This is a genomic window from Sphingomonas sp. Ant20 (assembly GCF_000783375.1).
GTDB classification, from domain to species: Bacteria; Pseudomonadota; Alphaproteobacteria; order Sphingomonadales; family Sphingomonadaceae; genus Sphingomonas; species Sphingomonas aerolata.
Genome location: NZ_JRVI01000047.1, coordinates 1 through 7041, shown reverse-complemented (window position 1 = coordinate 7041; position 7041 = coordinate 1). Strand labels below are relative to the sequence as shown.

Here is a 7041-nt window from a genome sequence, read left to right as displayed (position 1 = left end):
CGGCTGCACGATCCCGCGATCGGGCTCGACTTCGAGGTTGGCGGTCTGGCGCAGGCGCTCGCCCGCGAAGCCGATTTCCCCGCCGACATCGTGCTGTGCCACGACCAGGACGGCGGCATCGCGCGGCTGCTGGCGGCCGCCGGCACCCTCGTGATCGGCGATCCCGTCGCGACGCGCGTGCGGAGGCAGGCGGCATGACGCGGCGCGACCTGCAATGGAAGGCGGGCGGCTTCGCGCTGATGGCCGTCTCCTGTGCGCTGTGCATGGCGGTCGACGGATCGCCGCTGATGCTCCTCTTCTTCCCGCTCGCGCTGCTCGGGTTGCCGCTGATGATCCACGGCAAACGCGTCGGGCAGATGGTCCGGGCGGAACGCCGCGGGCACAGCCACACGGTCGACGCCGTCCATGCCGCGCGCCTGCGTCGGCGCGGACGGGGCTGCGACGGCTCCGGCCGCTGACCGCGAAAGCGCCTGTCACGGACATCGTCGACGATCGCGTGTCACGCCGGTGCAACCTGTCGGCACTAACGATCCCGGGTGAACACGCCGTCGCCGCTGTCGCTCGACTGCCGATCTGAACCGGGCATGGTCCGCGGGCGTTTGCGGACCATGCGCTCCTCCTGTGGGTTGCCCCCGATGACCCGATGTCTCCCGTCGTACACTGCTCGGTGCAGGCGCCACCGGTGCCGCGCTGTCCGCGTTTCCCGCGGCGATCGCGCGCGCCGCGGCGATCGCGCCCGATGTGAAGACGGGCTCGATCATGGATGTCGAGCATGTCGTCATCCTGATGCAGGAAAATCGCGGGTTCGATCATTATTTCGGCACGTTGCGCGGCGTCCGCGGCTTTGCCGACCGGTTGCCGATCCCCGTGCCGGCAACGGCTGCGGGCGGGGCGGCGGCGCCGGTCTGGTATCAGCGCGACCGGACGGCACCGGGCGGCGCGCGGACCGTGCTGCCCTTTCATCTCGCCACCCGCACCAATTTCGACCTGATGCGGATGGAGGGTACGCCGCACAGCTGGCCCGATGCGCAGCGTGGCTGGGACGAGGGGCGGATGGCGCACTGGCCCGAGGCGAAGAGCCAGCGCGCGATGGGGCATTACCGGCGCGAGGACCTGCCGTTCCAGTTCGCGCTCGCCGAGGCGTTCACGCTGTGCGACGCGTATCACTGTTCGGTGCAGACGGGGACCAACACCAACCGGCTGTTCCTGTGGAGCGGCACCAACGATCCCGGCGGCACGCTGGGCGGTCCGGCGATCGGCAATTCGCATGACAGTTTCCCGGAGGATGGCGGCGATCCCGAACCCTATCGCTGGACCACGATCGTCGAGCGGTTGCAGGCCAAGGGGGTCGACTGGCGCATCTATCAGGACATGGCGGACAATTTCACCGACAACCCGCTGGTCGGGTTCGCCACCTTCCGCGCGGCGCATCATGCGGCAGGCGACGCGGAACTGCGCGACCGGGGGCTGACGACGCGCGGGCTCGACGCGCTGCGCGCCGACGTGCTGGCCGGGCGACTGCCACAGGTGTCGTATGTCATCGCCACCGCGAAGGGATCCGAGCATCCCGGTCCGTCGAGCCCGGCACAGGGTGCGGCCTATACCGCCGAACTGCTCGACGCGCTCACCGCGGATCCGAAGATCTGGGCGCGGACCGCCTTGTTCGTCATGTTCGACGAGAATGACGGCTTTTTCGATCATGTCCCGCCGCCCGCGCCGCCGTCGCGCGCCGCCGACGGCACGCTGCTCGGCGGATCGACCGTCGATCTGACCGGCAGTTACCATCTCCGCCCGAGCAAGGGCGACGCGCGCTCGACCTCCCCCGCCTACGCGGCCGCGCCTATGGCTTGGGGCCGCGCGTGCCGATGTACGTCGTCTCGCCGTGGAGCCGGGGCGGGTGGGTCAATTCGCAGGTGTTCGACCACAGCTCGGTGATCCGCTTCCTCGAACAGCGGTTCGATGTCCACGAGCCCAACATCACGCCATGGCGCCGCGCGGTCTGTGGCGACCTGACCTCGGCATTCGATTTCACCGCCGCCGACGTCGCGCCCTTCGTGGCGATGCCCGATCCGCGCGCCGATGCCGCACGCGCCGCGGCGATCCCCCGGCAGCCGAGCCCGCAGGCACCGCCGGGCGAGTCCCTCCCGTGGCAGGAACCCGGCATCCGCCGGTCCCGCCCGCTACCCTATGCGCTGCGCGTCGCTGAGACGATGACGGGTGACGCGATCCGGCTGCACTTTGCGGCCGACGGCACGCAGGCCGCGGTCTTCCACGTCTATGACCGCCGGAGCCTGGACCAGCCGCCACGCCGCTTCACGGTCGAGCCCGGGCGCACGCTGGACGGGCAATGGGGGTTCGACGCGGAGGGCCGCTACGACCTCTGGGTGCTAGGCCCGAACGGCTTCCACCGGCATTATGCGGGGCATCGTGACGACCCGGCACTGGTGTCGCGGCTCGTCTGGCACGCGACACCGACCGAATTGGCATTAGTGCTCCCCGCCGGACACCGCGAACACGGGCTGGTCGCGCAGGTCGAGCGCGTCGGGGCGGCGGCGCTCGTGACCGGGCTGGTCGACACGCGCTACCGCTGGCCGCTCCGCAACAGCCATGGCTGGTACGACGTCACGATCACCGCGGCGACCGCGCCGACCTATCGCCGCCGCGTCTCGGGGCGGGTCGATGCGCCCGGGCGGATGACGTGCAGCGATCCGTTCGTCACCGCGGCTCAGAACGCGGGGAGCACCGCGCCCGCATAACGGTCCGCAATGAAGCGCCGCGTCTCGGGGCTTCGCAGCGCGGCGATCAGCTTGACGACGCGCGGATCCTTGTCGCCACCGGGCAGGCCGACGACGAAATTGACATAGGGGCTGTTCTTGTCCTCGATCGCGAGCGCGTCGCGCACCGGGTTCAGCTTCGCGTCGAGCGCATAGTTCGTGTTGATCAGCGCCAGATCGACCTCGCCGAGCGTGCGGGGCAGGGTCGCGCCCTCCAGCTCCTTGAACTTGAGGGTCTTGGGGTTGGTCGCGATGTCGTTGAGGCTCGACAGCGCATTGGTCGGGTTCTTCAGCGTGATCAGCCCGGCCTTCTGCAGCAGCAGCAGCGCGCGGCCGCCGTTGCTCGGCTCGTTCGGGATCGCGACGGTCGCGCCGTTCGGGACCTGCGCGATCGTCTTCCACTTGCGCGAATAGGCGCCCAGCGGCTCGACATGGACGCCCGCATAGGGAACCAGATGCGTGCCGCGCGAAGCGTTGAACTCGTCGAGATAGGGCTTGGTCTCGAAATAGCTGACGTCGATCTGCTTCTGCTCGACCTGGAGGTTGGGCTGCACATAATCGTTGAAGACGCGGATCTTGAGATCGACACCCTGCTTGGCGAGCGCCGGCTTGATCGATTCGAGGATCTCGGCATGCGGCACCGCGGTTGCGGCGACGGTCAGCGCCGTGCCGTCATCCGTCTTGGCGCCACCGCATGCGGCGAGCGCGAGCAGCGAGAGCGAGGCGAGAAGCGTGCGGCGGTTCATGGCATTTCCTAGCCGCGGGTAAAGTGGCGGGCGAGCGCGTCGCCGGCATATTGGATGATCTGGACGAGGACGACCAGCAGGACGACGGTGACGACCATCACATCGGTCTGGAAGCGCTGATAGCCGAACCGGATCGCGAGATCGCCGAGCCCGCCCGCGCCGACCACCCCGGCCATCGCGGTGAACGAGACGAGCGCGACCGCGGTGACGGTGGCGCCCGAGATCAGCCCCGGCATCGCCTCGGGGATCAGCGCGCGCGTCACGATCTGGCGGGTCGTCGCGCCCATTGCCTGCACCGCCTCGATCGTCGTCCGGTCGATCTCCTTCAGCGATCCCTCGACCAGACGTGCGTAGAAGGGCGCGGCCCCCACCACCAGCGGCGGGATCGCCCCCGCGACGCCCAGCGACGTGCCGACCAGCAGCACGGTCAGCGGGATCATCACGATCAGCAGGATGATGAACGGCACCGATCGCAGGATGTTGACGGCGATCCCGAGCGCGCCATTGGCAAGCCGGTTCTCGATCAGCCGACCCTTGCCGGTCAGATACAGCAGGACGCCGAGCGGCAGGCCGAGCAGGATCGTCAGCACCAGCGACCCGCCGAGCATGATGAGCGTGTCGAGGCATGCCTGGCCGATATCGGACCAGTCGACATTTTCGAAGAATGTCATGCCGCGAGCGCCGCCAGCATGCGCCGGGTCGCCGGATGCGCGGCGTGGGCAAAGATGTCGGTGACGGTGCCGGTCTCGACGACCTGGCCGCGTTCCAGCACCGCGACGCGGTCGCAGACGTAGCGGACGACGTCCATCTCGTGCGTGATCAGGACGATCGTCAGCCCGAGGTCGCGGTTGAGGTCGCGCAGCAGCGTCAGCACCGAGCGCGTGGTTTCGGGGTCGAGCGCGCTCGTCGCCTCGTCGCACAGCAGGATGTCGGGGTCGGTGGCGAGCGCGCGGGCGATACCGACGCGCTGCTTCTGCCCGCCCGACAGCTGAGCAGGGTATTTGTCGGCGTGATCGGACAGGCCGACCCGGTCCAGCAAGGCGGCGACCTTGCTCTCGCGGGTCGCTTTCGCGACGCCGGCGAGCACCAGCGGGAAGGCAACGTTCGCCGCGACCGTCCGCGAGGAGAGCAGCCCGAAATTCTGGAAGATCATGCCGATCCGCCGCCGGAGCGCGCGCAGATCCGCCGCCGACAGGCCTGCGACGTCGATCCCGTCGACCTCGACGCGCCCGGACGTCGGCCGTTCGAGCGCATTGATCAGCCGGATCAGCGTCGACTTGCCCGCGCCCGACTGACCGATCACCCCGAACACGCCGCGTGCCGGAATCTCCAGCGACACGCCGTCGAGCGCGGCCGCATCGCTCGCCGGATAGGTTTTGGAAACGTCGCGCAGGCGGATCATGCGGACCCCATGACCTGCACCGCGAACCGCTCCATTTCCTCAGCCTGCGGGCTCATCTGGAGCAAGAGCAGGTCGAGCCCGGCGGCCTCATACTCCGCGATCCGCTCCTTCAGCTGTTCGGGCGTGCCGACCAGATTGGGGCGCAGTCCGCGGTTGGAGACCGAATATTCCTGGATCTTCAGTTCGCGTTCGAGCTGCGTGCCCGACAGCCACTGGTCGAAATTGGCATAGCCTGCGGGCAGTTCGGTGACGCTGGTGATCCGCTCGAGCTCGCGCTTTGCCTCGGCCTCGCTGTCACGGACGATCGCATAGGCGGCCATGCCGTATTGCATCGGTGCGCCGCCCGCGGCTTCGCGTCGCGCCGCCATGTCGGCGATCTTCGGCGCGATCGCGTCGGCCGGGTCGCCGTGCATGACATAGGCGTCGCACTTGGCCGCGATCATCGCCTTCGCCTTCTCGCTCTCGCCGCCGGCATAGACGGTGGGGCGCTTGACGGGCTTGGGCGAACAGATCGCCTGCTCGGTGGTGTAGAACTGCCCAGCAAAGTCGAACCGCTCCTGCGTCCACAACCCGTCGACGACGGAGAGCCATTCGTCGGTCCGCGCATAGCGATCGTCATGCTGGTCGAACTGCAGGCCATATTGCTTCGCCTCGTCCGCCCACCAGGACGACACGACGTTGAGCGCGAGGCGCCCGCCTGAGATGCGGTCGATATTGGCCGCCGCCTTGGCGAACAGCGCGGGGTGGTGGAAATTGGGGCGCACCGCGACCATCAGCTCGATGCTGTCGGTCACCGCCGCCAGCGCCGCCGCGGTCGACCACGCATCGAGCGCGGGCTGTTCGACACCCTTGATGTCGTTCAAATTCAGCTCGGCGATCAGCGTCAGGTCATAGCCCCAGCGCTCCGCATTCTGCGTCAGCGCCTTGGTATAGGCCCAGCTCGCCTCCATCCCCTCGTCGGGGACGTTGCGAAGCCAGCCGCCGAAAACCGGAGTCCAATAGCCATAGCGCATCAACGAGTCTTCCCAATCTGTTCGATCAGGTAATCGACGAGCCGGTCATGCGGATCCCAGCCGAGCACGTCGAGCGGCTTGGCGACGAAATTGGACAGCGCGTTGATGTCGTAGAAGCGCGCGACGCCGTCGCGGTCGTCGATCATCACCTCGACCCCGCCGACATCGAGATCGACCGCGCGCGCGATCGCCTCGGCGGCATCCTTCAGCACCTGCGACGGCTCGACCGCGGCCATCTTGATCCCCGAGCCGGGGACGACGCACGCATCCGCGGGGCAGAGATCGAACGCGCCGCCGCCTGCGACGTCGATCGCATAGAGGAACTTGCGGTCGAGCGTCTCGATCCGGGTGATCGCGCCACCCCGGACGGGGACATATTCCTGCACCAGTAACACGCCGTCGACGCTGCCCGGCAGGCCATCGTCGGTGACCGCGGCGCGGAGTTCGTCGAGGCTGTCGAAGCGGATGATCCCCGCGCCCGAACCGCCGATATTGGCCTTCACGACCAGCGGAAAGCGCAGCGTCTGCGCCGCGCGACGATGTCGGCGGCGCGGTGGACGACGCGCGTCTCGGGGATTGCGAGGCCGAGCGATGCGATCAGCGACAATTGCCGCGCCTTGGAGGCGTCGATCGCGAGCACGTTGCGCCGTTGATCACGCGCGCACCGGTGCGGCGCCAGTGATCGAGCATCGCCATCGTGTCGAAGATCGGATGCTCGTCGCTGCGCAGGAAGCTCGACATCGCGATCCGGTTGAACACGACGCGCGCCGGCGCAGTCTGGTCCGCGGGGTTCCAGAACCCGTCCGGCGTGGCGCGCGAGAACTCGACGCCGCGCGCGTCGAGCGCCGCGAACAGCGGCACGAACCAGGCGGGATGTTCGTAAAGGACGGCGAGATCGGTCATGAAGCCTCGGATGAATTGAGCGCGCCCTCTGCCACGCCGACGCGGGGACCGCCATCGATAGCGGCTTTGGCCCGATCAAGCCTGGGTTTAGCGAACGGCGCCGGCGCCGGCGGTCGCTTCAATGGATCCGCGGGATCGACCTGCGCGATCTCGACGAGGCACGCTTGCGGCGCGCTCGTCAGCGTGGCGACGATGCGACCGGG

General features: G+C 68.5%; 10 protein-coding genes and 1 pseudogene. 4 read left to right on the top strand and 7 right to left on the bottom strand.

Annotated elements, in window-relative coordinates; all coding sequences use genetic code 11:
• From NI18_RS25605 to NI18_RS26750, 4 genes and pseudogenes are all read left to right on the top strand, one after another.
• Positions 1-198, top strand: a pseudogene (locus tag NI18_RS25605) (SAM-dependent methyltransferase); the annotation flags it as partial.
• A complete protein-coding gene (locus NI18_RS08635; RefSeq protein ID WP_037529445.1) occupies positions 195-458 on the top strand; it encodes a hypothetical protein in 264 nt (87 codons plus the stop codon). The pseudogene NI18_RS25605 and the gene NI18_RS08635, both read left to right, overlap by 4 nt.
• Positions 459-741: 283 nt before the next feature.
• The gene (locus NI18_RS26755) at positions 742-1935 is read left to right on the top strand and encodes an alkaline phosphatase family protein (RefSeq protein WP_306286313.1); all 1194 of its coding nucleotides are present in this window, start codon (positions 742-744) and stop codon (positions 1933-1935) included.
• A complete protein-coding gene (locus NI18_RS26750) occupies positions 1866-2756 on the top strand; it encodes a phospholipase domain-containing protein (protein ID WP_306286314.1) in 891 nt (296 codons plus the stop codon). Before NI18_RS26755 ends, NI18_RS26750 begins: the two co-directional genes overlap by 70 nt.
• Here the strand turns inward: NI18_RS26750 and NI18_RS08625 are convergent.
• The 7 genes from NI18_RS08625 to NI18_RS26735 form a co-directional block, all read right to left on the bottom strand.
• Positions 2726-3520 carry a MetQ/NlpA family ABC transporter substrate-binding protein gene (locus tag NI18_RS08625; protein ID WP_037529442.1) on the bottom strand — a complete coding sequence of 265 codons (795 nt, stop codon included), beginning with the start codon at positions 3518-3520 and terminating at the stop codon, positions 2726-2728. The genes NI18_RS26750 and NI18_RS08625 overlap by 31 nt on opposite strands.
• A gap of 8 nt (positions 3521-3528) precedes the next feature.
• A complete protein-coding gene (locus NI18_RS08620; RefSeq protein ID WP_037529440.1) occupies positions 3529-4191 on the bottom strand; it encodes a methionine ABC transporter permease in 663 nt (220 codons plus the stop codon).
• On the bottom strand, positions 4188-4922 hold the full coding sequence (locus NI18_RS08615) for an ATP-binding cassette domain-containing protein (RefSeq protein WP_084215117.1): 735 nt from the start codon (positions 4920-4922) through the stop codon (positions 4188-4190). The genes NI18_RS08620 and NI18_RS08615 overlap by 4 nt, the downstream gene beginning before the upstream one ends.
• Positions 4919-5935 (bottom strand): LLM class flavin-dependent oxidoreductase, encoded by a 1017-nt coding sequence (locus NI18_RS08610; RefSeq protein WP_037529438.1) that lies wholly within the window; start codon positions 5933-5935, stop codon positions 4919-4921. Before NI18_RS08610 ends, NI18_RS08615 begins: the two co-directional genes overlap by 4 nt.
• Positions 5935-6438 carry a hypothetical protein gene (locus NI18_RS26745; RefSeq protein ID WP_306286312.1) on the bottom strand — a complete coding sequence of 168 codons (504 nt, stop codon included), beginning with the start codon at positions 6436-6438 and terminating at the stop codon, positions 5935-5937. The genes NI18_RS08610 and NI18_RS26745 overlap by 1 nt, the downstream gene beginning before the upstream one ends.
• A gap of 94 nt (positions 6439-6532) precedes the next feature.
• Positions 6533-6838 carry a hypothetical protein gene (locus NI18_RS26740; protein ID WP_306286311.1) on the bottom strand — a complete coding sequence of 102 codons (306 nt, stop codon included), beginning with the start codon at positions 6836-6838 and terminating at the stop codon, positions 6533-6535.
• The coding region (locus NI18_RS26735) for a hypothetical protein (protein ID WP_037529437.1) at positions 6835-7041 on the bottom strand (207 nt) is incomplete at its 5' end. The genes NI18_RS26740 and NI18_RS26735, both read right to left, overlap by 4 nt.